This is a genomic window from Streptomyces sp. NPDC040432, assembly GCF_055595445.1.
In genome coordinates, this window is record NZ_JBVIVP010000008.1 from 26204 (window position 1) to 51987 (window position 25784).

Annotated in this window: 19 protein-coding genes and 2 pseudogenes; 13 read left to right on the plus strand and 8 right to left on the minus strand. The window is 69.7% G+C overall.

Annotated features, from left to right (window positions below):
* Positions 1-156 precede the first annotated feature (156 nt).
* Positions 157-897, plus strand: a complete 741-nt coding sequence (locus ACZ58N_RS18910) for an SDR family NAD(P)-dependent oxidoreductase (protein WP_471160889.1) — start codon at positions 157-159, stop codon at positions 895-897.
* 528 nt (positions 898-1425) lie between these two features.
* Here ACZ58N_RS18910 and ACZ58N_RS18915 read toward each other — a convergent pair.
* Positions 1426-1871 (minus strand): annotated as a pseudogene (locus tag ACZ58N_RS18915) (phosphotransferase family protein); the annotation flags it as partial.
* 466 nt (positions 1872-2337) lie between these two features.
* On the opposite strand from ACZ58N_RS18915, the gene ACZ58N_RS18920 reads away from it, so the two are divergent.
* The 6 genes from ACZ58N_RS18920 (at position 2338) to ACZ58N_RS18945 (ending at position 10425) form a co-directional block, all read left to right on the plus strand.
* A protein-coding gene (locus ACZ58N_RS18920) for an IS630 family transposase (protein ID WP_471160892.1) occupies positions 2338-3422 on the plus strand; the annotation gives its coding sequence in 2 pieces (ribosomal slippage) (positions 2338-2863 and positions 2863-3422; 1086 coding nt in all).
* A 925-nt stretch (positions 3423-4347) separates the two neighbouring features.
* Positions 4348-5511 (plus strand): cytochrome P450, encoded by a 1164-nt coding sequence (locus tag ACZ58N_RS18925; protein ID WP_471160895.1) that lies wholly within the window; start codon positions 4348-4350, stop codon positions 5509-5511.
* 773 nt (positions 5512-6284) lie between these two features.
* Positions 6285-8147, plus strand: a complete 1863-nt coding sequence (locus ACZ58N_RS18930; RefSeq protein WP_471161430.1) for a galactose oxidase-like domain-containing protein — start codon at positions 6285-6287, stop codon at positions 8145-8147.
* A gap of 102 nt (positions 8148-8249) precedes the next feature.
* Positions 8250-8681, plus strand: coding sequence for a VOC family protein (locus ACZ58N_RS18935; protein WP_471160898.1), 432 nt, complete (start codon positions 8250-8252; stop codon positions 8679-8681).
* Positions 8682-9272: 591 nt separating this feature from the next.
* The gene (locus tag ACZ58N_RS18940; RefSeq protein ID WP_471160900.1) at positions 9273-9569 is read left to right on the plus strand and encodes a hypothetical protein; all 297 of its coding nucleotides are present in this window, start codon (positions 9273-9275) and stop codon (positions 9567-9569) included.
* Positions 9570-10002: 433 nt separating this feature from the next.
* Positions 10003-10425 (plus strand): hypothetical protein, encoded by a 423-nt coding sequence (locus ACZ58N_RS18945; protein WP_471160902.1) that lies wholly within the window; start codon positions 10003-10005, stop codon positions 10423-10425.
* Positions 10426-11063: 638 nt separating this feature from the next.
* Here ACZ58N_RS18945 and ACZ58N_RS18950 read toward each other — a convergent pair.
* From ACZ58N_RS18950 to ACZ58N_RS18970, 5 genes are all read right to left on the minus strand, one after another.
* On the minus strand, positions 11064-11726 hold the full coding sequence (locus ACZ58N_RS18950) for a hypothetical protein (RefSeq protein ID WP_471160905.1): 663 nt from the start codon (positions 11724-11726) through the stop codon (positions 11064-11066).
* 357 nt (positions 11727-12083) lie between these two features.
* The gene (locus ACZ58N_RS18955; RefSeq protein ID WP_471160908.1) at positions 12084-12347 is read right to left on the minus strand and encodes a response regulator transcription factor; all 264 of its coding nucleotides are present in this window, start codon (positions 12345-12347) and stop codon (positions 12084-12086) included.
* Positions 12348-12586: 239 nt separating this feature from the next.
* Complete coding sequence (locus tag ACZ58N_RS18960; RefSeq protein ID WP_471160910.1) at positions 12587-12790, minus strand: EF-hand domain-containing protein; 204 nt, start codon at positions 12788-12790, stop codon at positions 12587-12589.
* 365 nt (positions 12791-13155) lie between these two features.
* On the minus strand, positions 13156-13338 hold the full coding sequence (locus tag ACZ58N_RS18965) for a hypothetical protein (RefSeq protein ID WP_471160912.1): 183 nt from the start codon (positions 13336-13338) through the stop codon (positions 13156-13158).
* A gap of 165 nt (positions 13339-13503) precedes the next feature.
* Positions 13504-13770, minus strand: a complete 267-nt coding sequence (locus tag ACZ58N_RS18970) for a GlsB/YeaQ/YmgE family stress response membrane protein (RefSeq protein WP_471160914.1) — start codon at positions 13768-13770, stop codon at positions 13504-13506.
* Positions 13771-14210: 440 nt separating this feature from the next.
* Between ACZ58N_RS18970 and ACZ58N_RS18975 the strand changes: the two are divergent.
* Both ACZ58N_RS18975 and ACZ58N_RS18980 read left to right on the plus strand, forming a co-directional pair.
* Positions 14211-15193, plus strand: a pseudogene (locus ACZ58N_RS18975) (MFS transporter); the annotation flags it as partial.
* 166 nt (positions 15194-15359) lie between these two features.
* Positions 15360-16067: a hypothetical protein gene (locus ACZ58N_RS18980; protein ID WP_471160916.1), complete on the plus strand. Its 708-nt coding sequence runs from the start codon at positions 15360-15362 to the stop codon at positions 16065-16067.
* 395 nt (positions 16068-16462) lie between these two features.
* Here ACZ58N_RS18980 and ACZ58N_RS18985 read toward each other — a convergent pair whose 3' ends face one another.
* Both ACZ58N_RS18985 and ACZ58N_RS18990 read right to left on the minus strand, forming a co-directional pair.
* Positions 16463-18244 (minus strand): S8 family serine peptidase, encoded by a 1782-nt coding sequence (locus ACZ58N_RS18985; RefSeq protein ID WP_471160918.1) that lies wholly within the window; start codon positions 18242-18244, stop codon positions 16463-16465.
* A 113-nt stretch (positions 18245-18357) separates the two neighbouring features.
* Positions 18358-21192 carry an ATP-binding protein gene (locus tag ACZ58N_RS18990; protein ID WP_471160921.1) on the minus strand — a complete coding sequence of 945 codons (2835 nt, stop codon included), beginning with the start codon at positions 21190-21192 and terminating at the stop codon, positions 18358-18360.
* Positions 21193-21566: 374 nt separating this feature from the next.
* Between ACZ58N_RS18990 and ACZ58N_RS18995 the strand changes: the two genes are divergently transcribed.
* From ACZ58N_RS18995 to ACZ58N_RS19010, 4 genes are all read left to right on the plus strand, one after another.
* Positions 21567-22130 (plus strand): hypothetical protein, encoded by a 564-nt coding sequence (locus ACZ58N_RS18995; RefSeq protein WP_471160923.1) that lies wholly within the window; start codon positions 21567-21569, stop codon positions 22128-22130.
* Between the two features lie 391 nt (positions 22131-22521).
* A complete protein-coding gene (locus ACZ58N_RS19000) occupies positions 22522-23301 on the plus strand; it encodes a lysostaphin resistance A-like protein (protein WP_471160925.1) in 780 nt (259 codons plus the stop codon).
* 15 nt (positions 23302-23316) lie between these two features.
* On the plus strand, positions 23317-24558 hold the full coding sequence (locus ACZ58N_RS19005) for a sensor histidine kinase (RefSeq protein ID WP_471160928.1): 1242 nt from the start codon (positions 23317-23319) through the stop codon (positions 24556-24558).
* Between the two features lie 3 nt (positions 24559-24561).
* Positions 24562-25254, plus strand: coding sequence for a response regulator (locus ACZ58N_RS19010; protein WP_471160931.1), 693 nt, complete (start codon positions 24562-24564; stop codon positions 25252-25254).
* The last annotated feature ends 530 nt before the right edge of the window (positions 25255-25784 follow it).

A 25784-nucleotide genomic window follows, 5' to 3' on the forward strand; every position in this document is an offset into this window, starting at 1 on the left:
GCCATCCGAGAGCGCAGAGATAAATTCGGACATAGTATCCCGACACACGCGCTATGGAGGCTTCGTTTCCACAATGCGGAACTTTTGTTCCGCCTAGCGGTAGACTATGATCGTTTTCCGGATCTTGTCAACGAGCACATCCCCAAGGGGGCTGCAATGAGTGAGAATCGCGTCGCACTGATCACCGGTTCGTCATCGGGAATCGGCGCCGCCATTGCCCGCCGATTCGCCTCGGAAGGAATACGGGTCGTCATCAATTCGAGCCGTAGCGAAGCGACCGGAAAGGCACTGGCCGCGGAACTCCGGGAAGCCGTGTACGTACAGGGAGACGTGGCCGACGCACAGGACGCGAAGCGGATCGTCCAGAACACGGTCGACGCCTATGGACGACTCGACATCCTGGTGAACAACGCCGGCACCACCCGGTTCATCCCGCTCGACGACCTCGAAGGGGCCGACGCCGACGCCTGGCGGGACATCTTCGAGGTCAACGTGATCGGCGCGTGGCAGATGATCACCGCGGCCACCCCGCACCTGCGGGCCTCCGGAGCCGCTTCCATCGTCAACATCAGCTCCGTTTCGGCCACTCGGGCGCTGGGGAGCTCCATCCCCTACGCCGTCAGCAAGGCCTCCGTCAACCACATGACGCGGCTGCTGGCCTCACAGCTCGGCCCCGCGATCCGGGTCAACGCCGTCGCCCCCGGGCTCATCGACACGCCTTGGTACCAGGAGGCGGAGGAGGTCTGGGAGAGCTCGCGCGACTGGATCACCGCCAACACCCCGCTGCGCCGTGTGGGAACTCCGCAGGACGTGGCGGAGGCCACGCTTTATCTGGTGAATGCGGCCTATACAACCGGCGACGTCCTCACCGTCGACGGTGGACGTCACATCGTCTGACATTCCACCAGCCGGTCTCCCGAAAAAGGGGCTGCTCCTTTCGCGTGCATACGCGAGAGGGGTAGCCCCTTTTCTCGCGTTGTGAACATCTCGTGAACGCCGTGAGACACTGATTCGGAGTTCAACATTCCGCACGATGCACGCACATCGGCCATCCGAAATAGCCGGATCAAGCCATTCTCGACACCCATCGATACACCAAAGGGGCTGATGGGATGGTTGGGTGAATTCCGGCCGCGACGGAACGGTCGGCACATCCGTCACCGGACGCAGTCCGCATATGTTCTGCCACCCCGCCCCACATCGGGAGACTTCCGGACAAGCACTCATCGGCCACTCCGGGACCCACGCGGCGACGAGGGTCGCGATGCGTGGCGTACGGCGATCGAGGCCGAGGCCCGGATCGACGACCGCGGTCGAGGTTCGCCACCTCGCCAACCCAATGGCCCCGGAGCAACTTGCAAGACTTCTGGACGAGACAGCTCGCGAACGCGGGCTGCTGCGGCGAGGTTGAGGGTGTGCGCAGCCTCACATCCGGGATCTCAGTACGTCGACCTCGCACCCCGGTGAGAAGGGGTCGAAGCCGTGCTCGGTCAGCCAGCGAACCGCGAGCAGGCTGCGCAACGACCACCACCCCTGGATCACGTCGCGGTCGATGGCGGTGCCATAGCCCGTGATGCGTCGTCGAGGTGCTCCTCGTGTCCGAGGGTGAAGGTGGCGAGGTCGTACAGAGGATCGCCCCGGCCCGCCTCGGACCAGTCGATGATGCCGGTGACCTTGTCACCGTCGAGGAACAGGTGCGCGATCTGCAGGTCGCCGTGCGTGAACGCAGGAGTCCGGGGCCGGACTGCGGCTTGGGCGACCTGGCGGTTGCGGGCGACCAGGTCGGCGGGCAGGAGGCCGTGCCTCACGAGGAGCTCGCATTCGTCGTCGAGTTCCGCCGCCGGCGCGAGGACGTTCCGGCCGGCCCGGCCGAGCCGGGTGCCCCTCGTCGTCCGTCGGGTCCATGCCCTTTCGCTGTCAGGTTCCGCACAGCAGCTTTATGCCGGTCCCTGTCTCACCGGCGGCCCCGGCTCCAGCCTGGTCAGGCCGGCACCGCCGCCAAGGCTGCCGACCCCGCCACGTTCCGCGCTGCGACGCGCGAGCTCCCCTGCCAGAGGGCGGCTCGTGAGGTGGTGTCCGTTTCCGGGTGAGGCTGGTGCGGGTTACTGCTTCCTGGGGAAGCTGCCTGTGTCGGCTTCGGTGAGGATGTCGCGCTTGATCAGGCGTTTCAGCGCTGCGCGTGCCCTCGATGGTTTTTCGGCAGCAGGTCGTGGTCAAGGCTTCGCAGATGTTTCGGGCTCGTAGGGGGCCGGTCGCTGCTGCGCCGTCCGCTACTGACCTTGAAGTCGTCTTGTCGTAGGGGCTGACGGTTGGTGATCGTCGCGGTATGCCGGAGGTATGAGGTATCCGCAGGGTGGGGGGCTGACCGCGGAGAGGCAAGCGTTCCGCGAGCGGGTCCGGATGGAAGCAGTCGCCATGTTTGCCGACGGGCGGGGCAGTACGGAGGTCGCGAAGGAGTTACGGGTCAGCGTCCGGTCGGTGCAGCGGTGGCGGCGGGCCTGGCTGGAGGCCGGTCGGGACGCGGTTCGTTCCCGCGGCCCGGCGTCCCGGCCGAAGCTCAATGACCGGCTGTTCTCGGTGCTGGAGGAGGAGTTGGCCAAGGGCCCGGCCGCTCACGGCCGGCCGGATCAGCGGTGGACGCTCGCCCGGATCAAGACGCTGATCGGCCGACGGTTCCACAAGTCCATGACGTTGTCGGGGATCTCGCAGATGCTGCGCAGGCACGGCTGGAGCCACCAGGTCCCGGCCCGTCGTGCGATCGAGCGTGACGAGGTGGCGGTGGTCGGCCGGGTGAAGGAGGTGTGGCCTCACCTGGCACCACCGCGGCGGCGCTCGGGGCCTGGCTCGTCTTCGAGGACGAGGCGGGGTTCTCGATGACGCCGCCGACCTCCCGCACGTGGTGCAGGCGCGGATCCACCCCGGTCATCCGAGTGAGAGGCCGTTCCCAGCACCGCTTCTCCGTGGCAGCTCTGTGCTGCTACAAGCCCGGCGAGCGATCCCGCCCGATCTGCCGGCCCAAACGGCATACCGACCACAGGAGCGGCGGCCGCAAGAGCTTCGCCTGGACCGAGTACCGCGACCTTCTCATCGCCGCCCACCGGCAGCTCGACGGACCCATCGTCCTCATATGGGACAACCTGAACGTCCACAAGGACCGCCGCATGCGGGCCTTCATCGAAGCACACGACTGGATCACCGCCTACCACCTGCCGCCCTACGCACCCGACTTCAACCCCGTCGAAGGCATCTGGTCGATACTCCGCCGGACCACCCAGGCCAACACCACCTTCACCGACCCTGACCACCTCATCCGCCGGCTACGACACAGCCTCCGCCAGATCCAATACCGCAGCGACATCATCGACGGATGCCTCACCGGGACCGGTCTCACACTGACGACACCACGCCTACAACGTCAGTAACGTGGCCGAGCTACTCATCCGGCTCCCCACAGCACGGTCCATAGGGGACTCGTCCACCGCCTCAGGGACGATCACGAACCGCTCCCAGTCAGCTTCGGCCTTCCGCACGTCGGCCCGCAGGCCCGTCCACGCGCTACCGAGCGGCAGGACGTTCACCGCCGGCCAGGGCCGGCCAGCCCTGGCTCGCGGGGGCGTAGCAGGGATTGCAGGCCCAGCCGAGCGGCCGGCTGGGGCACGGCCGGCAGGTGGTGGGCCTGATCACCGAGGCCGCGACGAGGGCCACGCCCCGACCGCGTAAGAACGTCCAGCCGGAGGCAGATCCCACTCCCTCGTACCGGTATAGCCGGGGCGACCCTACCCCTGAGCGGCTCAGTGGATCTGTGTCGTGGTCGGTTGGCCGCGGGACCGTCCGAAAGCACGGTGGGCCACCGCGTTTCGGCAGGAAGGAGCGCGTTCGCCGCAGCGTTCAATCGCGACGGCCCCTCCGATCCCCCTGCTGACCGGCTGCGCACCAATGGATCATGGAGACTCCCCCCCGACGGGCGCGATGCGCCACCGACCGGAGGGCCACCATCCTGGAACCACACCCTGGTGACCTGCAGCTATTCAGGGCGCAGGACGTTCAGTCGGCAGGCTGTTCCTTCGCCCCGTGCATCCGAACGAGGAGCGGCCAGGCTAGTCAACCGACAGATGACTCATCCGCCCTGTCGCCTGAATGGTTGACGTGGCACTCGGCCCCTCTTGCAAAGATCGAGCGGAAGGCCGGAGCGGAAACGGAGGAGGTGAAGGAGATGGAGCAGGCGGAACGCAATACGCAGCAGATTTTCAGCTGGGTCTACTGAACCTTCAGAGAACGGCATGAGGTGTCGCCCGGCTTCGAGCTTGGCGACACCCTGCAATCTCCTACTGAAGCGCGTGGAGAAAAATGCAACTTCCACAGTCCAGCGAGATCGACTTTTTTGATTCCGGGATCATGAACAATCCGACAGCCATGTATCAGAGGATGCACGCCGAGGGGTCGGTGACCTGGAACCGATCCGTGCAGGCGTGGACCGTTTCTCGGCATTCGGATTGCAGGAGGATTCTGCGGGACCACGAGGGATTCGCTACGGATCCGCGGCGGGCGGACAGGCCGGCACAAAAGGAGGCGGTAACTCTCCAGACGCTGGATCCTCCTGCGCAACAGGATGTCCGCTCATTGCTGTCGGATGGATTTCGCTCCCTCGAATTGGCCGACTTGGTGGAAGATACCGGGTCGTGGATTAAACAGCGACTGGCATCCATCAAAAGGGATGACTCGGTCGACTTCATCGCAGCAGTGGCCCGCCCGGCGTGCCTGCGTCTGAGCGCGCACGCCCTTGGAGTCCCCGAAGAACATGTTGCAGGGATATCCGGACCCTTGCAGGAAATCGACAAGAGCCTAGGATCCGCAGACCCCGATGTGCGTGCGGCAGCCGGGAGAGCCCGAGGCCTGGTAGGTTCCATGCTGGCGGAGTGGACAGCAAATACGGACCGAGGATTGCTCGGTTTCGTCAGAACCGACCCGCGCGCAACCAGAATACCGCCTGAAATCCTGGCAGGTTCCATTCGAGCCATACTCGGGGGCATAAGTACCATGGCTCGCTATTTCATGGGAAACGCCGTAGGTGCCGCACTCTCTCGGCAAGGAACTTTGCGGGAATTCGCACAGAGTGCACGACCCGACCTGGCCGTACAAGAGTTGGCACGCATGCACGGACCGATCCGGATGGTCAGTCGTTTGTGCGTGGAACCCCGCAAAGTCGCCGACTTCGCCATAGAAAAAGGGGACACGGTTCTGATCATGATCGGGGCCGCAAATCGAGATCCCAGGGTCTTCCAAGAACCCGATCGACTGCGTCTGGATCGCTCCCCGAACCCTCATATCGCATTCGGGTTCGGCCCTCACTCCTGTTTTCCGGGGCGCCTTGCTTCCCTCCTGGCGCGCCACACCCTCTCGTCTCTCGCCGACTGGAACGAGAATGCAACGGTAAGCCGCTTCACGAACGGCGAAAGCCTGGTGGCTCGTCACTATATCGACCTCATGATTACGCCAGGGCCTGTCCGGTGAAGACCCCACGGGTGGAGCAGGGCCAAGGGACGCTCGACGTCGTAGCGGAGAGGTGACGGGCAGGATTCCGCGTTGCCGCAGTTCACGGCGGTTGGGTTCGCTGTTGTAGCCCCTGTCGCGGAGCAGGGGTACGGGGGCTTGCGTGGGCGGCCGACGCGGTGGCGACCGGAGGCACGCCGGCGACCAGGGCCAGGATCTGGGTGAGGTTCGAAACGTTGGCTGTAGTGGTGGCATGGAGTGGGGTGCCGCCGCAGATCAGGGGGTACTTGCTGTTCTTGCGGCGGTCGCCGGACGGCGGGCCCGTCGTCGCGCCACTCTTTGCCGTGCAAACGTGGGAGGCGTCCACACGCGTGCGGGTCCAATCCGGCTCACCGACCGCGTCCAGCTCCGACAGCCGCACCCGCTGCAGCTGATCGAAAACGCCGACCGTCGTACGTTCCCCTCGCGGGATCCCAGCGGTTCTGACGAGTCGGCGGACGCCGTCTGGACGTGCCCAGACGAACGCGTGGACATCGGACAGCCAGGTGATGGTTCTCCGCAGGACTGGCCAGCACGGTGGGATTGCCCTCGCATGGAGCGGCGCTGCCGGTGCGCCGGTCGGGGGATTCTTCGAGTGTCCGGGGAGCATCAACCATCGGTACGCGGCCAGGATGGAGGCCTTCGCGCACGGTGACAGTCGGGAGTTGACGATGGGGCCGAATCCAACGGCTGCGAGTGCGGCACGCCTTGTGGCGGCCGGGCGCCGTACCGGTCCGTGGGCTCATCGGTTGAGCGTGCTCACGGCCGCATTCGTCGTCATGGGTCTGGCACCTGCACATGCGGCACCCTTCGTACGGCCGATGGCTCCGGTCACCGCCCCCTCCCTCCATGGTGATCACGACGGAGATGCGAGCCGTGCAGGGCATCACTACGCGGGCAACGCGGACGATGAGCCACGGATGTCACACGCCGAAGAGCATCGGCAGGTCGAGGCGCTGGTACGGGCGGCGGATCAGTACTCGCAGGCCCGCAGAACGGCAAGTCTCAAAGCACTCACCGATTCGCAGGAGAAGGAGAACGCGAAGTATCCAGCGAGGGAGTTCGGGCGTTTCACCGAGTACTTCCAGTCGCCCGACTTCGGTGTACACGCCGCCCAGCTCCCCACGGGAAAGATCCTTCTCTTCTCGTTCTTGAGAGTCGAGACGGACCCGCGCAAGGAGACCGGTCCCACGAACACCATCGGTCCCTCGAACGCCGGACGCGCCTTCCTTTGGGATCCCGCTGCCGGGACGTCACCAGCTGCGTTCAAGGAAGTGGGTCCGCCCAGCGTCCTGGTCCCGGACGGGACGGGCGTCGCACGGCCGGCGCCCTTCTTCTGCTCGGGTCACGCGTTCCTGCCCAACGGGATACTTGCCGTGTTCGGGGGCAACGGCGGCGGCAAGGGCGGCACCGGAGCGAAGTTCTCCTTCGTTTTCGACCCCTGGAAGGAAACCTGGTACCGCAACAAGGACATGGTCGTCGGCCGGTGGTATCCCACGGCCACCGAGGGGCCTGACGGGCGCCTGCTCATCCTGTCGGGGCAGTCCGAGCTGGGCAGCGGAAACCCGACCCCGGTGGTGGAGCTCTTCCCCGAGAAGTCACACCCCGTCCCCGTACGCACGACAGATGTCCCCGAAGGCATCGCGACGCAGCGCCTCAAGGCAGAGGGGCCCTACCGGAACGACTATCCCCATCTGTTCTCCTTGCGCGACGGCCGGTTCTACGGACTGGGCCGTGACGCCGACCAGCAGTGGGTCTTCGATTCCGTACGCGAGACACGATCCGCCCTGCCCCGCAGACCGGGCGACTGGCGCGGCTACGGCTCGGCCGTACCGCTGCCCGCCGGGAAGCGCGGCCCCGACTCGGTCCTCGTCATGGGTGGCGATGCGCGCGACCCCAGCACGTTCCGCTTCTCCCCGAAGGGTTGGGCGAAGGAGCAGCCACGTACCTTCGGCCGGACGCAGGACAACGCCGTCCTGCTCCCCGACGGCCGGCTGCTGACCGTCAACGGATCGGTGGACTCGCGGAACTACGGCAACGGCGCGTTCAACCCGGAAGCCGACCTCAAGTTCCGTCAGATCGAGACACGCGACGCGGGCGGCCGATGGACCTTGGGACCTGCGCAGAGACTGCCGCGGGGCTATCACTCCAACGCCCTGCTGATGCCCGACGGCCGAGTCCTCATCACTGGCGACGACCTGCAGCAGGTGGCCAACGATCCCGACATCGAAGACAATCTGGATGGCAGCATCGAACTGTACGAGCCAGCCTACCTGCACCGCGGCGAACGCCCGGCACTCGACACGATCCGGTCCGGCACCGTCGCATACGGCACCTCGTTCGTCACCACGAGCACAACGGCCGGCAAGATCACTCGCGTGGTCGCCGTGGCCCCGACCGCGGTCACCCACTCGGTGAACACGACGCAGCGGTACCTGGACCTGGAGATCACATCCCGATCCCGGACAGCCCTGACGGTCCTGGCACCACCCACGGCCGCTGACGCACCGCCCGGCTACTACATGATCTTCGCTCTCGACATGAACGGCACACCGAGTCAGGCTCGGTGGGTCCGCTTCGGGGAGAAGGAACCGCTCGACTTCCTCCACGCTCGCTGAGGACAGATCGGATCCGGTGTGCCGCCCTTCGGGAGAGGTGGCCGGCGGTGTGTGGGCTTCCCCGCCCGAGGAGATGAGCACGGCCCCTGTTATCGTGCGCCGATGTCAATGATCAAGCAGTTCCAAGTGACCTTCGACTGCGCGGAGCCTGCGCGCCTCGCCGCCTTCTGGTGCGAGGTTCTGGGGTACGTCGTGCCGCCGGTACCGGAGGGCTTCGCCACGTGGGACGAGTACCACCGTTCGCTGCCGCCCGAGGATGAGATCTACTTCGCGTGTGCTGATCCCTCCGGTGTGGGCCCGCGCGTGCTCTTCCAGCGCGTTCCCGAAGGCAAGGTCGCCAAGAACCGGCTGCATCTCGATGTGCGGGTCGGTACAGGCCTCGTGGGTGACGAGCGCCTGGCCACGCTTGAGGCCGAATGCGCACGGCTGATGGCGCTCGGCGCGACGCACGTACTGACGCAGCGCGCCGATGGGGTCAACGAGTCGTGCATCTCGATGCAGGACATCGAGGGCAACGAGTTCTGCATCGACTGAATCCTGCGGTGCGAGGCCTTGCCTTCCTCCTTCCAGGACGTGACGTCAGGCGGGTTTCGCGGCAATGAGGCTGAGTAGGCCGGCCGCGGTACCCGCCGTCCCCGATCACCGTGGTCTTCCCGACTGCGGCCTTCGCCCGCCGCCGTGGTCACACCAGCCACCGTTTGATCATTCCACTGCTTGAGGTTCTCCCTGCTCGAACGCGATGCGGCAGGGTTCAACCTGGTCGGCCGGCTGTTCCATGAACCAGGGCATGATCTCGTAGGGCAGCACGCGTTCGTCAGGGCTGTGGACATGGACGGTCGGTTCCGGATTCGGGTCCTCGTCCGGGACGAGCGCTACCAGGCAGGCAGGGCCCCCGCCCTCCTGGGCCGTTGTGGACCCCCGAGCCGCTGCGGTGGCGCCTCCTGTTCACGGGATCGCCTCGGCGGACCCGGCCGGGCTCACGCCACCCTCCGTTTCGGACGACGATGCGGAAGGCATGTTGCTCCACCCTGAACAACATGTGGCGCGCCGGTGCTGAGTACGCCTCCAAGACGGCTTCGAGATGTTAGAACCTTTTCGACTTATACCGAAAAAGAGAGGTATCCGATGCGTACACGACTTCTCCGTGTCACTGCCGTGTTCGGCGCCGCCGCGGTGCTTGGCCTGGGTGGCGCCGGCCTGGCCAGCGCCGACGGTATCGGCAGTTCCGGCGTAGGCAACCACGGCGTGGGCAACCACGGTGTGGCGAACGAGGGGCTCGGCAACGCGGGCGCTCTCAACAGCGGCATCGGCAACGCGGGCGTCCTCAACAGCGGCATCGGCAACGCCGGCTTCGCGAACACCGGTTTGGGCTCGGCCGGCATCGGCAACTCGGGCATCGGAACCGCCGGCATCGGAAACTGATCCGGTCTCCTCTGCCACGTCCGCGGGGAGGGAGTCCCTCCCCGCGGGCGGGTCCCGGTCGAGCCGCTGCCTACGTGTGCCCCCGGCTGCAGGTCCCTCGATGGGGCGGTACCCCAAGCCAATCGGTGTCCGCGGGTGTGCTCCGGGCCGGAGGACGAAAATGGGGCCCCTTCCCGCTGTCCCATACGGTCGACGAGGCGTGTCCACCGTGTTCACGGAGCAACCGAATCGAGCCGTGGTGTCTGTCGGGGCGGAACGGACCCGCTCTGTGCGCCGATACCGTCGGGTTCGCTGACGACCCCAGACAGCACTCACCACGGAGGTTGTCCGAGGCATCCGCTGAGGCAAGGGTCTGCGAGGCATAGCTGTCGCGCCGACCGCCACCGGCTGTACCCCGGGGACCTCGACCGACGGACAAGGAACGAGCTCGCAAATGAAGATGAAAATCCAGCTGTTACTGGGCAGCGCACTGGTGCTGACGGCCGCCATGACGTCCATCAGCAGCTCTGCGGCAGCCCAACCGCCGGCGGCAACCGCCCCGGCCGCACACGAGGCCCGGCCGGCAGGTGAATGGACCGAAGCCGTCGACAGGAACAGGCCCGGCATCACCCATTACATCGAGAAGCTGACCCTCACCGCCGACGGCCGCTTCGAGCAGATCAACAACGTGATCTGCAACCTGGACGACTGCCCCGCATTCAAGATCGGTGTCAACAAGGGCACCTACCGCATCGCGGGAAAGACCATCCGCCTCGACGGGAATCTCTCGGACCTCCGCGGCACCGTCCGATCCGGCAACACCATCGTTCTCGGCAAACACGTCCTGCACCGCGCGGTTTCCGACACCTGGCAATAGCCCCCAAGGACCGGCGTACCACGCACCGAGCGTGGGCAAGCCGGTCCTCGGCGCTGTCGGGAGCCGCGGTAAATCCGCGTGCGGGGTTGCGCCGGCTCCTCGGCGATCAGGGAAGGCAAGGCTCGGAGTTGCGGAAGCCTTTGCCGGCCTGCAGCGGGGCATTTTCGTCGGCGCGTCCGCACCGACGTCTTCAACAGCGGCCCCGGGAACCGTCTCCGAGGTCGAGTACGCCGCCGCCTGCTGGGTCGACAGATCGACAACCGACGCCTGAAGTCGAGTCCGGGCACGATCGGCCCTGCCGAGTTCGAGGCGGCCCACGGCACTGACACAGAAGCACGAGCCGACCGATCGCGGGCCGGTAAACACCGGCAGGAAAGTCGGAACGGTTCATGCCTGGGACACCTGGGGCCCGGCCGCGCCTGGGCGCGGGCCGGAGTGCTCTGGCCGTGCCGCGTCTGCCCGGCACGGCACTGGCCGACCAAGCCTCCGCCCCCGCACGCATGGTCGCCGACGGGGGCGGAACCGGGCCCCGGCTTGCTCACCGGGGCCTCGGGCACAGCCCTGGCCCCGGCCGAACACCCGGGCCTGCCGGTCCTGGCGTCCGGGAGGGCTTCCGGCGGATGCCTGCTGCTGACGGCTTAGGAGAGGAGTTCCACCTGCAGCTGGGGGGCGACGTTCTGCGCGGGGTCCGCGCCCCTACCGGGGTAGAGCTCCGCCTCATACCCGGTCGTCTGGAAGACGCTGAGGGAGACGGCGTCGCCCTCGTCGAGCTGCAGGATGGTGGAGACTTCCTGGGTGGGGGTCGTGTAGGTGCCGATGGGCTGGTCGTCCTCGGCGTAGATGCCACCGTTGACGTTGATGCGCACGGACCGGAAGGCGTTGGCCTGGACCCCTTGGGTGACGACGTTCCACAGGACGCGGCTCTTGATGAGGTAGCGGCCGGGCGTGTCGATCGTGAGCGTCGAGTTGGCCGGGTCGAACGTCACGCCGGTGGTGTACACGGACGTGTTGAGGTTGACCTTGGTGGAGGCCGCATGGGGGATGTTCTGGATGGTCGTGTTGAAGACGCTCGCGCCGACCGGGTCGGTGTCACCGATCGGTCCGCCAGGGCCGTTGGGGTGACCGGGGCCCGGGTCCACGCTGTGCGCGGCGACGACGGACCCGTGCGGGGCGGCGACCGCCGAAGCCCCGTTCATGACGGGCAGGGTTACGAACAGCGACGCCACGGCGCAGCCGACGAGCCAGTTTCTCCTTCCGGTGCGCGATCCGAACGCCCGTCGGTGGGTTACTACCGAAGACATGACTCCACCTTTCGTTCACGTGGGGTGACAACTCGTACACCCGTGCTCAGGTGTCATCGGCTGGGGCGATGGTCGGCTTGACGGATCGCGCGCCATTTCATCCGACTGGGCCCGTGCCCCGCCCGGCGAACACGCTCTGCTTCCGCATCGTCGGTCCTAATGACGGTGGCGCGCCCCGTGAGCCGACCCGAACCTGGTCGTCGTCCTCTCCTGATGAACCAGCCGGCGGCGCCGCCGCCCAGCCGAACAGGACACCCCGAAGTCAGTGAGCGGCTTCGGCCGCTGCGTCCGGCAAGACCTCGACGTCAACGACCGCGCAGGCCGCGCGGATGGCGCGGGTGTGTCCTGCCGGAGCTTTCAGACCTGTCCGGCCCGGTGGACGAGCAGGGCGATCCGGACCCGGTTGTTCAGTCCTAGCTTGCTGAAGATGTGGGAGATGTGGGCCTTGACGGTGGGGACGCTCATGTGGAGGGCTTTCGTAATCTGGGCGTTGGTCCTGCCCTCGCCCGCCGCCCGGGCCACTTCCCGCTCCCGACTGCCGAGCAGCCCCAGCTGCGCGAGGGCAGCCGGCGCACCGGCGGGGCCGGGCCGCCGGGTCGTATCGGTGGCCGGGGCCGTCACGGCCCCGCTCAGTTGGCCGAGGGCCTCGGGGGGAGGTGAAGGTCGTCAGCATGACGGCCTCGGGCGCATCGGCGCGGGCGCGGAGCAGACGGGTGGCTTCCAGCCCATCGACGCCCGGCATGCGGATGTCCATCAGTGCTACGCCACGGGCGTCGGGGCGCCCGTGGCACGGTGAGGCCATTCCCACGGGAGGCTTGCCCAGGCTGGACTGAGGCCTGCCCGGGCTGTCAGGCCCGCAACTACTTCAGCAGGGTGCGGAATTCCTCGAAGTCGAGGACCCCGTCCTGGTTCGCGTCGGCCACCATGGCCTTCTTGACCTCTTCAGAGAGGTGCCCCTGGGCGCCCTCCGCCTTGAACCTCTCCGCCAATTCCACGATGCTGATCCGCCCGTCACCATCCGTGTCTATCTCGGCGAAAAGCGCCCTGAGCTCGGCCTCGTTCATGACATACCCATCTCACGTTCTCAGGCCCAAGGGCCACATGCCCCACCACCTTGCCACACCACCAACATCACAACAGCGGCGGAACCTTGGACCTACTGCCGCGCTCTCGTCCGGACGGGAGCAGGCCGCCGGTGCCTCCTTCGCGTGGATGCCGGCACTCCCGCACCCAGAAGGAAGGGAGGCGGTCGAGGGTGAGGCCGAGCAGGTGATCGCGACGCTCGGCGTAGGGATCTCCAACACCACCCCGGAAGCGCGAGAACTCATATGCATGGAGTGCCAGGCTCTGCTCGGCCGCCCCGGGTGTCCGGGGGTGGGTACCCGGGGTACCCACCCCCGGACACCCGGGGCGGCTCTCAAAACGCCGGTCACTCCGGGTCAGCGAAGTGGTCCGATGCGGATTGGCGGGTGACGCCGAGGGCGTCGCCGATACCGGCCGAGGCGATGCCGCGTCGGCACAACTCCCCCATCCAGGGGTGCGGTTCGGCCTGGCACTGGTCAACGTGTGCCGCGATGCACGGGATGTCGCCCAGTAGCTCTTCGTCGGCCATGGGCCCCGGATGGGCACGCGCGGTCCGTTGGCGTCGATGTCGAGGTCGCCGTCGACGATTCGCCCCGCGAACGTCGTGACCCCGGGTTTCGTCGCGTCTCCTGGTGCTGAACGGTGAACGGAGACGTGTGTCGGCGCCGCGACGGACAGGGACCTCCGGTCGTGGTCAGCGCGAGCGCTGACCGGTGACGAGGCGGTAGAGCAGGAGCACGATCACCGAGCCGACGATCGCGGCGATCCACGTGGAAAGGTGGAAGAACCCGTTGATGGAGTGCACGCCGAAGATCACCTTGCCGAGCCAGCCGCCGAGCAGACCACCGACGATGCCGATGAGGATGGTGACGAGGCAGCCCCCAGGGTCCTTCCCGGGCGTGAGTGCCTTGGCGATGGCACCCGCGATGAGGCCGATGAGAATCCAGGCGATGATGCCCACGATGTATGTTCCTTGCTGTAGTCGGTGCTGTGACGAGGCCGACGGATACCAGGCCTGAGCAGCGCGGCGGGTTCTCCGTGCGAACGATCGATGACGTACGGATATCCGCTCGGGAGCGCACCACGCGGGACCAAGGTCCCGTTCCTCCGACTGGCTCATCCGACCTGTTCCGACGGCCGGTCCGATCGACGGCGAGCGGGCCTCTGGCGCGCTCTCATGGCAGTCGGTCCGGGCACGCCGTCGCAGGCCGGTCCCAGCCGGTCGCGGAGGTGGGCCCTGACCCGGACCCCGTGCGCGTGCGCCTCATCGGGCGCAGCGTCGGGCGCAGCGGTTGGCGGAGCGGGCCGCCGCGGTCCACACCCGGTCCGCGCCGACCTCCGTGACCTGTCGGGTCCGGCCGGCAGGAAACGGCCTGCTTGTGGGTTTGCCCGCAGCCTCATCGGCGTTCGAGCCTTCTCGGATTCATCCTCGCCTTCGCGGCGGCTCACGCGGTGGGCGCCCGTACCACGAACTTGCCCCTGTTGTACGCCACTCGGACGGTCGCCGCGCTCACGAACGCAGGATTCCTTGCGGTCGCTCTCACGGCCGCCGCCGCGTTGGTCCCGCCCGACAAGAAGGGCCGCGCGCTGGCCGTGTTGCTGTCGGGCACGACGGTGGCCACGATCGCCGGCGTCCCCGGTGGGTCGGTACTCGGTGCCTTGCTCGGCTGGCGCGCCACGTTCTGGGCCGTCGCCGCTCTCTGCCTGCCTGCGGCTCTGGGCATCCTGAAAGGGATCCCTGCGGGACCTGCGGGAGAAGGGGCGACGGGTGTGCGGGCCTTGCGAGCGGAGCTCGCCCAACTCGCCGGGCCTCGATTGATCGTGATGATGCTGCTCGGTGCGCTGGTGAACGCGGCAACGTTCGCCGGCTTCACCTTCCTCTCCCCCGTGGTGACCGAAATCGCCGCACTGGACGCGATGTGGGTCCCGGTCGTCCTGGTGCTGTTCGGGGCCGGCTTCTTCGTCGGCGTCACCGTCGCCGGCCGATTCTCCGACCAGCGGCCCGGTCTGCTCATCGCGGTCGGTGGTCCGCCTCTGCTCATCGGCCGGCCGATGCTGGCGATGCCGGCCGACGAGCCGTTCGCCCTGTTCATCCTCGTGTTCGTGCAGGGCGCGTTGTCGTTCGCGCTGGGCAGCACACTGATCACGCGGGTTCTGCACGGGCCGCGGGAGCCCCCACCATGGCCGGCTCCTATGCGACCGCGGCATTCAACGTCGGCGCCGTCGTCGGCCCCCTCCTGGCCGCGCTCGCCCTCGGCACGACGTTCGGAACGCTCGGCCCCTTGTGGGTCAGTGGTCTCCTGGTCTCAGTCGCGCTGCTCATCGCGGTTTCCGTCCGCAGTTCACTTGTGGTCGACCGAAGCGTCGAGGTGCTGCTTCAGTGACGCATGCGGATGCTCTGCCGCGAGGACAGGGGCTTCCCCTACCTGCTGCGTACACGGCCGACGCGCCGGCCGCCGGGCATGCGGGCTTGATACGACGATCTTGATCGACTCCGGCTACCAGGCGGTAGATTCTGCCGCGACACTGCCATCCCTGGGGGTTTCCGCCATGCGTCACAGCATCATCCGTCGCACCGTCATGACCGGCACCGCCGTGTCGCTGGTGCTGCTGGCCGCCGCCTGCAGCTCGGACGAGCCGGCAGCCAAGAAGGACGAGTCGAAGGCCGCCGCGTCGTCGTCGGCCCCCGCCGCCGCGCCCGCGGCCAAGGGGAGGACCGACGCCGAGCTCGCCAAGCTGATCGTCACCCAGGCCGACGTGCACGACCGCATGGTCACGGAGGTCACCCCGACTGAGGTCGCCGCCGCCTCCACGATCACCAGCGACAAGCCCGAGTGCAAGGTCCTCGCCCAGGCACAAACCCTGGGCGCCGTCGGGACGCCGACCGGTGCCGCCCGTACCAAGGTCAGCACCCCGGAGAGCGCCGGTGTGGCCGGCCTGGGCCTCACCGGCCTCACCCTCACCTCGTACGACGGGAAGGGTGCCGAGGAGGCACTCGCCTCGGTCAAGGCCGCAGGCACCGCCTGCGCCGGTGGTTACGCGCTGCCCCAGGCGGACGAGAAGATCACCAAGGTTGCTCCCGGGCCCGCGGTCAGGGGCGCCGACGAATCCGTGACCCTCACCCTCACCAGCGACGACATCAACTCCCGGCTGGTCGTCATCCGCAAGGGCAACACCCTGGCCACCGCCTACACCGTCGGCCTCAAGCCCGAGCTGGCGCTGGACGTCCTCGACATCCAGCTCACCAAGCTCGGCTGACCTGCACCGACGCATCAGCGAGCGTGTCATGGGATGCGTCCCGGTGCCTCGATGGTGGCCGGCGCGGGCCCGGACGGCCCGCTCTCGTCAGTCCGGGCCCGCGCCGTGTGATGCGCGATCAAGGAGAAGCGGCACCACCGTTCCAGTGCATCCCGACGGTCGTGCGGCACTTGTCATCCGTCCGGCCGACCCGCAGGAGGAACGCCCTCGTGGGGTGCTGCGGGCCGCACGCCCGATTCCTGGGGCGCCGGACCGGTGGCGAGGGGATTTCGGGGGCGCGGGGGTCGGGGGCAGCCCCGCGTACGTCGCTCTGAGCGCCGGCACCGAGACGGCCCGGCCCCGGCGGTGTGCGCCGGGGCCGGGCGGTCGTGGGGAGGACGGTCATGGAGGGACGGTCAGGAGGTGAAGCAGAGGGTTTGGGCGCCGAAGCCGTAGCAGTCGATGCGGCGCGCCGCCGTCGAGCTGAGGCCACTGTTGTCCGTCACGGTCAGCTCGGCGGTGTAGCTGCGCTGACCCGCCGGGTAGCGGTGGGTGGTGGTGCGGCCGGTGCCGGCCGTGGTGTCCCCGTACTTCCAGCTGTACGAGGCGATCGTGCCGTCGCTGTCGGTGGAGGCCGAGGCGTCGAAGGAGCAGTCCTGGTACCAACACGACACCGTGAACGAGGCGGTCGGCGGGGTGCCCGTCGGCGGCTGTGTGGTCCCCGCGGTCACCTGCTTGGTGGTCGTTCCCGTGCGGCCGCCGTCGTCCGTGACGGTCAGCTTGACGGAGTAGGTGCCGGCCTTCGCGTAGTCGTGGGAGGGCCGCACGCCCTCGCCCTTGGTGCCGTCCCCGAACTCCCAGGCGTACGAGGCGATCGTGCCGTCGGGGTCCTTGGAGGCCGAGGCGTCGAAGGCGCAGGTCGCGGCGGAGGTGGAGCACTGGGCGGTGAAGTCGGCGGTGGGCGAGCCGGGTTGGGTGGGGCCACCCAGCTTGGTGACGTTCAGGAACTTGTTGGGCGAGCCCGAACCGGCGCCCGTGACCACGCCCGACTGTGCGTTGTTCACGAGGGCGTCGCGGACCTGGACGGGGGTGGCGTCGGGGTGGGCGGAGAGGTGGAGCGCCGCTGCTCCGGCGGCGTGCGGTGTCGCCATGGAGGTGCCGCTCATGGTCTGGGTGCCACCGCCCATCTTCGTCGAGACGATGGAGCCGCCGGGGGCGAAGAGGTCGAGGCAGGAGCCGTAGTTGGAGAAGCTGGAGCGGGCGTCGTTGCTGTCGGTGGAGCCCAGGGTGATGGCCGCGGGCAGTCGGGCCGGGCTGGTGGAGCAGGCGTCCTTGCTGTCGTTGCCGGCCGCGACGGCGACCGGTATGCCGGCGTTGATCACCCCCGCGACGGCGTCGTCCAGGGCTCGGTCGGCGCTCCCGCCGAGCGACATGTTGACCACGGCGGGCTTCTTGGCGTTGCGCGCGATCCAGTCCATGCCGGCGGCGATCTGCTCGGTGGTGCCGGAGCCCTGGCAGTTCAGGACGCGTACGCCGACGAGGGCTACGTTCTTCGCCACGCCGTGGTCCTTGCCGCCCACCGTTCCGGCGACGTGCGTGCCGTGGCCGTGGCAGTCGGCGGAGTCGGCGTCGTTGTCGATGAAGTCGTAGCCCGAGGCGGCACGGCCTTCGAAGCCTGGGTGCTGCTTGTACAGACCGGTGTCGGCCACGTAGACCGTCACGCCGCTCGCGTCGTTGGGGTAGGCGTAGGAGGAGTCCTTGGCGCCGTCGATCCGGTCGATGCCCCAGGACGGCGGGTTCGGCTGCGTGCCGATGGCCCGGAAGACCCCGTTCGCCTGGACGTAGCGGACGCCCGGGGCCGCGGCCAACCGGCGGGCCTGCTCGGGGCTCGCCGTGACGGCGAAGCCGCGGAACGCGGCGCTGTAGACCTGACGGACCGCCCCTCCGTGGCGGTCCGTCAGGCTCTTCGCCGCCCCCGAGGTCTCGGCCGTGGCGGTGGCGCGCAGGGAGGGGGCTCCGTCGAGGGCGACGAGGTACTGGCCGGCGACCGTGTCCACCGCGCCCTCCCCGAGGACCCGGCCCTGCGCCGGGTCGGCGTGGGCGGGTACCGTCCCCGCGACCAACCCCAGTACGGTCGCGGCGGCGGCGCCGAGACACAACGCTCCGAGCCGTGTGCTTGCAGCACGTTGTACACGCATCCAAGTGCTCCTACTGTTCGGATTCCTGAGCGCCGCGGCGTGGGGACCGGGGCGCAGGGACCACCCTGGGAGCGGGGGCGGTGCGGAACAATCCGTAGCGGCATCCGTAGGCGTTACCTATTCGCGGAGCTCTCCTCGGTCCCCGTCGCGCCGGCCGTACGTACTTCGGTGCGGGAGGACACCTTGAGCTTGCGCAGCACCTTCGCCACGTGTTGCTCGACCGTGCGCGGCGAAAGGAACAGCAACTCGGCGATCTCGCGGTTGGTCCGCCCCGACGCGACGAGGCCGGCGACCTCCGATTCACGTGGGGACAGCGCGCCGCCGTAGCCGCGCCTGCCGCGCGCCGGTTCGACCGGCACACCGCGCTCACGCAGTGCGCGGCGACACCTGGCGGCGTCCCGTACCGCGCCGAGACGCTCGAATTCCGTTGCCAGGGCGAAAAGTTGGTCGGCGCCTGCGGTCCCTGCGGGATCGCAGGCGAGGCCGGCAGCGGCCGCCCGCGCGGCGGTGTAGGGCCGGCGCAGGGCGGTCAACGCCCCCGCCGCCTCGCCGTACCGGGCGGCTGCCACCGCCCGGCGGCCGTCCGCCCGGGCCAGGAGCCCCGCGCACAGGGGCAGAGCGGCGGCGGCGAGGGGCAGGTCGCGTGCCTCTACCGCCCGGGCGTACGTCTCGACCACCTCGCGGGCCTGCGGGGCGCGGCCGTCGCGCAGGTACGCGGCCACGGCAGCCGGGACGAGGTCTGCGGCCCAACCCCAGAGACCCTTGCGTCGGACCCGCAGGAGGCTCCGGTCCGCCTCCTCCCGGGCTGCGATCACGTCACCCCGCGCCAGGTGGATGCGTATCACCGCAGCCGACGCGGTCGCCAGCACGGGTGTGGCGGCGTTGGCCGGGTCCCGGAGCCCCGACGCGTCCAGGTGCCCGCGGGCGTCCTCCCAGTCGGCGTGGACCGCGGCGAGCAGCCCCAGCACCAGTCGTGCCTCCGATTCGATGCCCGATGCGCCTTGGGCGGCCTCCAGGACCTGCCGGGCACGGTCGGCCAGTCCCTCCCACCGTCCCTGGCTCCAGTCGAGCCGCAGGGCCGTGGCGTCGATGATCCCCCGCAGGAAGGGGGCGCCGCAGTCCGCCGCGATCCGGCCCCCCTCCCGGTGGAAGGACTCGGCGACGGTGTCCTTGCCGAGCCACGCCGCCGCGTCGGCGAGGTTGCCGCACATCCGGGCGAGTTCGAGGCGCACGGCGGGCTCGGTCGTCGCGGCGTCGAGCAGGGCCTGCGCCTCGGGTGCGGCGCACGGGTCGCCCTCGTTCATGCGGAGCACCAGGTGGTTGCCCCGGACGGCGAGGCGCAGGGCCGCGTCTCCGTGTTCCGCGGCCAGCGCCTCGGCGCGTTCGATCCAGGTCCGGTAGCCGGCCAGGGTGTCGTCGCCCCAGGTCGGCATCGCCAGGCCCGCCATGCCGCGGGCGGCGCGGGCGGGGCGGTCCCGCAGCTCGGCCACGGCGCGGACGGTGTCGGTGCGGCCCTGCAGGTGGTCGCCTCCCTGATTGTTGAGGAGCAGCCCGAGGTTCAGCCGGATGTCGCCGCGTACGGCGTCCGGCAGGTCTCCCTCGTCGACGACGCGTCGCAACAGCCGGGCGGTGCGGCGGTGTGTCAGGCCGATGACCGCGGCCCGGCTCAGTTGGAGTGCGAGCCGGGCCCGGTCCGTGGCCGGCAGGCCGGGGTCGTCCAGCAGTCCTTCCAGGAGTTCCACGGCCAGGGCGGTGTCCCCGACCTCCCGGGCCTGCCCGGCGGCCTCCTCGGCGTGCCGGCGCCACCGGTCGAGGTCTCCCGCCTGTCGGGCGTGGTAGGCGAGGCGCACCAACGGCGGAGCGGGAGCGGCCGCGAGGGCGTCGACGGCCCTTCGGTGCAGCCTGCGGCGGTGCGGCCCGAGCAGCAGCGCGTGGACGGCCTGTTGGGCAAGTCCGTGGCGCAGCCCGTAGCGGTCGGCGCCCCAGTCGTGCAGGACGCCCGCGCGCAGCGCCTGCCCGATCGCGTCGGCCGCGGCGTCCTCCGCGATGGACGCCACGGCGGCGATCAGCGATTCGCCCGCGGGGTCCCGCAACACCGCCGCGGCGTGCACCACGGCGAGGGCGTCCGCGCCGAGCGTCGCCGTCCGGTCGGCGATGGCTTCCTGGAGAAGGGCGGGTACCGCTCCGTGGGTGCTCGGTGTCCGGACGAACTCCTCCAGCACGAAAGGGATTCCGGCGGTGCGGCGGTGCAGTTCCGCCGCCCGTCGGTCGGGGATCGGGGCGCCGGTGAGGGCGGCGGCCAGGGTGGCGACCCCGGTGGCGTCGAGGGGGCCCAGGCGCATCATCAGGGAGGTGCTGCCCGGTGGGCGGCGCGAGGCCCGGCCCAACGGCAGGCCGGGTGGGGAGAGGTCCTCCGGTCGGTAGGTGAGGATGACGGCCAGTCCTGCGGGTGCGTCCTCGATGAGGAACCGCACGAGGTCCCGGGTGCCGTCGTCGGCCCAGTGGAGGTCTTCGACGACCAGGACCGCCGGGCCGACCGCGGCCACCAGCGAGCCGACGGCACGGAACAGCCGGTGGGTGGCCGCCGCGTGGTCGTGCAGCGGCTCGCAGGACGGCGGCAGCCACTGCACGAGTTCCGGGAGGTAGGGACGCAGGGCCCCGCACACGGGGTTGAGGCCTGCGGGGACGCTCCCGGCGAGGGTGCGCAGGACGTCGAAGAGCGGTCCGTAGGGGAAGGGCTCCCGCAACGGTGGGCAGGAGCCGGACAGCACCCGCGGGCCACCGGTCCGCGGGAGGCCCGCGAGGGCCTCGCGGACCAGCCGCGTCTTGCCGATGCCCGCCTCGCCTTCGAGGAGCACCACGGAGGGGCGTCCGTTGATCGCCCCCAGCAGCATGCGCAGTTCGTCGTCCCGCCCGACCAGCCTCGCCGCACCCGCTCGTGCCGTCATGCGGCCGGATTCTACGCAGCGCGCCCGGACCCCGAACACCCGTCGTGGGCAGGCGGATGCCCCGCGCGCCGTCCGGAGAGCACCGGTGCGCGCGCTCCCCCGGCGCACACCGGCGAGGGGGGTGGGCTCGTGGCGGGTGGGGGCGGGAAGGCGGGCGGGAACGATTCGGCCGGGACGGTGGTCAGGACGACGGGGACCTCGTCCGTGCCCGTGTCGGACGGCTCACGCAGCGGCCGGCCGCCGGGCCCGTGGCCGGGTGCTCCCGAGTGCCTCGACGTCGGCAGCGAGCGACCGGTTTGCCGCACGGGCCATCGCCGTATGCTCGATCGGGCCGCGGCTGGTCCGATCCGCCGGTCAGCGCCTACTCTCCCGGCATGGCACTCACCGTTGATCAACTGGCCGGATACATCGAGCGGGACCTGGACGCGGACCTCGCGCGCTGGTTCCCCGACGCGCAGCGGACCGCCGTTCCCGATGCCCGCCCGATCGGCCCGTTCCTCGCCCGGCTCCCCCACGCGGCCGCGAGCGCGCTCGCGGCCTTCGACCGCCGGGTCCGCGCGGGGACACTGCCCGCCCTCCTCGACGTCGCCGACTGGTCGTACGCCTTCGAGTTCGCCGCCAACGACTGCCGGATCCTGGACACCGACCACGAGAACGAGCTCTCGGACGAAGACGTCTGGTCCCTCGGCGCCGACGGCGGGGGCAACTACTTCGTCGTACTGGCCGACGGACGCGTCGCGCTCTGGTTCCACGAGGAGGAGGCCATCGAGGCGCACACGCAGTTCGACGACCCCGATGTCTTCCTCTGGACGCTGGTGCGCCACCACGCCATACGGACCGGAGTCCTCGACCCGGACACGATCGAGTCGGACGTCCGGAGCCTGGCCCAGGCCGGCGCGCTCGCCCCCGAGGTCGGACTGCTGGCCGACCTGGGCTGAACGAGGTCCGCCGCCCTGCCGGCCCAGTCCTCGCCTTCGCCGTGCGTCCGATCCCGTTCCTCCTTCCGGCGTTTGGGCCGTCCCGCCATGACGCGGCGCGGGCTGCGTCCCCCCGGGGGGGCGGCGGCCGATCGTGTGCACGGGGTTCGGGTTCGGCGCATCCCCCGTGCGAGCTACGGGCATTGCCCCGGCGCGGGTGATCCGCCGGCGGCGCACGGTTCCTAGCGTGGGGTCCAGGTCGCCGCGGGTGCGGCCGAACCCGGGAGGGCCCACGATGGAAGCGCCGTTCGATGCCACGTACGCGGGGGACAGCGGTCCGGACCGCGGCCCTGCCCCGGGGTCCGATCCCGGTGGCCGGGTGCGGCGGATATCGCGGGCTCCGCTGGGGTGGATGGCGGCCGGGCTGGTCGGCGTCGGTCTGGTCTCCGGTCCGACCGCCTCCGGTCCCGGGCCGGTTCCGCTGCTCGGTGCGGCTGCCGCGGTCGTCGTGTACTGGCTGGTGATGCGCCGACTCGCGCGGCGTGCGACGCCGGAGCTCGCCTGGCGCGGGGCCGGCCGTGAGGTGTTGCTCGGCTGCGCGGTCGGTCTGGGCTTCGTGCTGGTCTCGACGCTGCTGATCGTGTTGTTCGGGGGGTACTCGTTCTCCTGGGCCGGCCACGGCTTCTTCACCGTCCTCCTCGGCACGTTCGTGGTGCAGGCCGCAGCGGCGGTGACGGAGGAGCTCATGTTCCGCGGCCTGGCACTGCAGGCGCTGGAGGAGCTGTGGGGCAGCCGGGTCGCCTTGGTGATCACCGGCCTGTTCTTCGGCGTCGCCCACTGGAGCGCCCCGAACGCGACCCTGTGGAGTTCGGTGGCGATCGCCCTGGAGGCGGGCGTGATGCTGGGTGCGGCGTTCCTGTGGCGGCGCAGCGTCTGGTTCGTCGTGGGGGTGCACTTCGCCTGGAACCTGATCGTGGGGCTGCTCGGCATTCCGGTGTCCGGGCACGCCTCGGAGGGACTGTTCAGCGTCGACGTGCGGGGCGGAACCTGGCTGACCGGCGGTGGCTTCGGCCTTGAGGCGGGTCTGCTGAGCGTGCTGGTGGGTGTGCTGATCGCCGCCCGGCTGTTCTCCCTCGCCGGGGCGAGTGGCAGACTCCTGCCGCGCCGGTCCGCACCCACCCGCGGGCGGTGACCCGAGGAGACAGAAATGACGTTCCGTCAGGCAACCTGGAGACCGGACCTGTTCGTGGCGCCGCGTGGGTTCCGGCGACAGCGTCAGCAGGACGTCCTCGTCACGGACGGCGCCTTGGCCCTCATGGGCGGCCTGCTGGCGCTTCTCGTACCGACCCTCTCCACCGTCGGCGCGCAGATCGGTGACCTTCCACCACGCCCCGTCGGTCCGCTGGGAACCTGTCTGGTCCTGGCCCAGACGTTGCCGCTGACCGTCCGGCGATCGAACCCGGTCGTCTGTCTGACCGTCGTGTCCTGCGCGTTCGCCGTGCACCAGGCGCTCGGTTTCCCGACGACGTTCGCCGGCCTGGGGCTGTACCTGGCCCTGTACTCGGCCGGGGCCCACCAGCGCCACGGTCGTCGCAGCCTGCTGGGGGTGGTGAGTGCGGGCTACGCCGTCCTGGTGGTGGTGTTGGCGGGACGCGGTTCACCGCAGGGCACTGCGGACTTCGCCGCGTTCTACGTGGCCCTGGCCGCCTTCTGGATCGTGGGGAGCACGGTGCGCACACGACGAGCGCGGGAGGAGCGGCGCCACCGCCTGGCCGGTGAAGCGGCCACGGCGGCCGAGCGCGCCCGGATCGCCCGCGAACTGCACGACGTGGTCACCCACCATGTGACGGCCATGGTCATCCAGGCCGACGCCGCGCAGTTCCTCCTCGCGCGCGCGCCCGACAAGGCGGGCGACGGTCTCTCGTCCATCAGTGGGACGGGCCGCCAGGCGCTCACCGAGCTGCGCCACCTCCTCGGTGTCCTGGAGGCGACCGGCGACGCCGCGTCCGTCCGTCCGGAAGAGCCGCACCGGGCGCCCACCCTGGGCCGGGTAGAGGACCTGGTCGCGCAGGCCCGACGGTCCGGTCAGCCCGTCCGCTTCCATGAGCGGGGCACCCCTCGGGGACGGTCCGTCGACGTGGACCCGGCCGCCTACCGGGTCGTCCAGGAGGCCCTCACCAACGCGCTCAAGCACGCGCCCGGATCACCCACCGACGTCGTGGTCGAGCATCACGAGGAACACCTCGACGTCACGGTGACGACGGCCGGACCGACCCGCACCCCGACCGGCGCCCCTCCCCCACCCGGGGCGGACCCGAAGGGCGGCCGCGGACTCGCCGGGATGCGCACGCGGGTACAGCTGGCCGGTGGTCGGCTGCGGGCGGCAGCCCGTCCGGACGGCGGGTTCGAAGTCCACGCCGTCATCCCGTCCAAGGCCGCCCAGGAGTAGACCGTGCCCGAAACGCCCTCCCCCATCCGCGTGCTGGTCTGCGACGACCAGGCGCTCGTACGCACCGGCTACGTCACCATCTTCTCCGCGCAGCCCGACCTCGAAGTCGTCGGCGAGGCCGAGAACGGGCACGAAGCGGTCCGAGCGGCTCGGCTTCTGCGCCCCGACGTGGTGGTGATGGACATCAGGATGCCCCTCCTCGACGGCATCCGGGCAACCCGGCAACTGGCGGGTCCCGACGCCGAGGACCCGCCGAAAGTACTGGTCGTCACCACCTTCAACGTCGATGCCCACGTCTACGACGCCCTGCACGCCGGAGCCAGCGGCTTCCTCCTCAAGGACGCGCCGCCCGCCGAGATGATCCACGGCATCCGGACCGTCGCCCGCGGCGATGCCCTGCTGGCCCCCGCCGTCACCCGCCACCTCATCGGCCATTACGCCTCCCACCTCCGCCCGGCCGGCAGCCACCGCGCGGCCCGGGAGACCGTCGTCGGCTCCCTCACACCGCGCGAGCTCGACGTCCTGCGCCGGCTCGCGGAGGGACTGTCGAACACCGAGATCGCCGAAGCGCTGTTCATCGCTCCCGAGACGGTCAAGACGTACGTGTCCCGGATCCTGACCAAACTGGCCCTGCGCGACCGCGTCCAGGCCGTCGTCCTCGCCCACCGCATCGGACTCGCGCCGAGCGCGGGTTGACGCGTGGTGACCTGCCGGCCCCGCGGACCGGAGTGTCAGCGGTCGTAGGTGAGGCGCAGGATGACCGGGTCCGTGGTGTCCCGTGTGGTGAACGCGGCCTCACCCGTCACCAGAAGGTCCGGCTTGGCCCTGAGTTCGAAGTTCAGGGTTCATTCCCGGTCTGCCCTCGATGCCGAGGTGATCTCCAACGTAGACGGGACGACCAGTCCGTTGCGCGACACGCCGGCCAACACCGTGTCCCTGTCGGCCTCGGAGAGTTGCCGATGATGGACCCGTGCGGTCCCGTCCATCCGACCCGAGCCGGGGTCGATGACGGAAAGGGGGCTGTAGGTGAAGCCGTCCGGTTACCGGGCCCCGCCCGGGAACCAACGCTCAGCCCCGGGGTGGGCCGGATCCGCGGCCAACGTGAGGAAGGAGACGAGCTGCTCACGCAAGGCGACGGCCTCGGGCGGTGGTGACGCCATCGCGGTCGGGGTGGGGGCCCAGGGCGGCGCACCTACGAGCGGCATCAGCTTCCGGGGCGGCTCGTC